Annotated in this window: 2 protein-coding genes and 1 pseudogene; 2 read left to right on the forward strand and 1 reads right to left on the reverse strand. The window is 70.0% G+C overall.

Annotation, left to right across the window (positions count from 1 at the left end; translation table 11 throughout):
- Together ADK55_RS14825 and ADK55_RS14830 are read left to right on the forward strand one after the other, a co-directional pair.
- A pseudogene (locus ADK55_RS14825) lies at nt 1-470 on the forward strand (SAM-dependent methyltransferase); the annotation flags it as partial.
- Nucleotides 457-1,161, forward strand: a complete 705-nt coding sequence (locus ADK55_RS14830) for a M24 family metallopeptidase (RefSeq protein ID WP_053678874.1) — start codon at nt 457-459, stop codon at nt 1,159-1,161. The pseudogene ADK55_RS14825 and the gene ADK55_RS14830, both read left to right, overlap by 14 nt.
- 80 nt (nt 1,162-1,241) lie before the next feature.
- On the opposite strand, the gene ADK55_RS14835 is transcribed toward ADK55_RS14830, so the two are convergent.
- Nucleotides 1,242-1,427, reverse strand: a 186-nt coding sequence (locus tag ADK55_RS14835) for an antibiotic biosynthesis monooxygenase (protein ID WP_324611183.1), incomplete at its 5' end; no start/stop codon positions are given.

Raw genomic sequence — 1,427 nt, forward strand, 5'->3', positions numbered from 1 at the left:
GGGCGGGCCTGCGCGAGATGCGGCGGGTCACCCGGGGCCCGGTCGTGGGGCTGACCTGTGATCCGGAACGGGTGGGCGACTTCTGGTTGTACGGGTACGCGCCCGAGGTCCTCGACACGGAGGCGCACCGGTATCCCTCCATCGGAATGATGGCCGCGGCTCTGGGCGGTTGTGGGAGTGTGCGGGCGGTGCCGATTCCGTGGGACTGCACGGACGGGTTCAACGAGGCGTACTTCGGGCGTCCGGAGATGTTGTTGGATCCGGCGGCACGGCAGGCGTGTTCGGCGTGGAGCTTCGTGGACGACGGGGTCCGAGAACGCTTCACGACACGGTTGCGGGCGGATCTGGATTCGGGGGTGTGGGACGAACGGTTCGGTCATCTGCGGCGTCGGTCGTTCCACGAGGGGTCGCTCGTGCTCGTGCGCGCGACACCGGAATCGGAAGAGGAACAGTTCCATGGGGGTACCTGATCGGATGGACGAGCAACTGCGCGCACTGGGCCTGGTGGAGGCGCAACGCAAGGCGGTGGCCCTGTTCGCGGAGGTCGAGGCGCGGGGTCTGGTCGTGCCCGGCGCCGGTGAACGGGAGGTCAGCGACGGCATCCGGGACCTGGCCAACGAGATGTTCGGAACCACGAAGCACTGGCACAAGCGGATCGTCCGCTCCGGCCCGCACACGATGTTCCCCTACCGGGAGAACCCGCCCGACCGGATCATCGGGGAGGACGACATCGCCTTCGCGGACTTCGGCCCGATCTTCGAGGAGTACGAGGCCGACTTCGGCCGCACCTTCGTCTTCGGCGACGACCCGGTCAAGCATCGGCTCCGGGACGACCTCGCCCGGGTGTTCGCGGAGGGCCGGCAGGCCTTCCGCGAGGATCCCCACATCACGGGCAAGCGGTTGTACGCGGCCGTGGAGCACTCGGCGGCCGAGGCCGGCTGGACGCTCGGCGGCTGGCACGCGGGACACCTGGTGGGGGAGTTCCCGCACGAGCTGATCGACGGCGCCAAGGTGGAGTCCTACGTGACCCCGGACAACGACCATCCGCTGCGCCGCACCGACCGGGCCGGGTGGCGCTGCCACTGGATCCTGGAGGTTCACCTGGTGCACGGGCCGGGCGGCTTCGGAGGCTTCCACGAACAGCTCCTCGACCTCGCGTAGGCCCCCTCGCGCGGTGGTGGTCATCGAGCTGACGCCCCTCGCGGACGGACCGCCGGGGCCGCCCACGGCGACGGAGGGGCTCAGGGACGCGGGGAGAGTTCGGCCATGGCGCTCCAGCCCTGGCCGGGCACCTCGACGTTGATGATCTCCGGGGTCGAGGCGATGGCACCGGCCAACGTCTCCATCCCGGCCTTGAAGTGCTCCGACGCCACGTGCGCGGCCCCCGCCTCGGCATCGGCGAAGGCCTCCAGCAGGGTGTACTTGTT

The organism is Streptomyces sp. WM4235, from assembly GCF_001279725.1.
GTDB lineage: Bacteria > Actinomycetota > Actinomycetes > Streptomycetales > Streptomycetaceae > Streptomyces.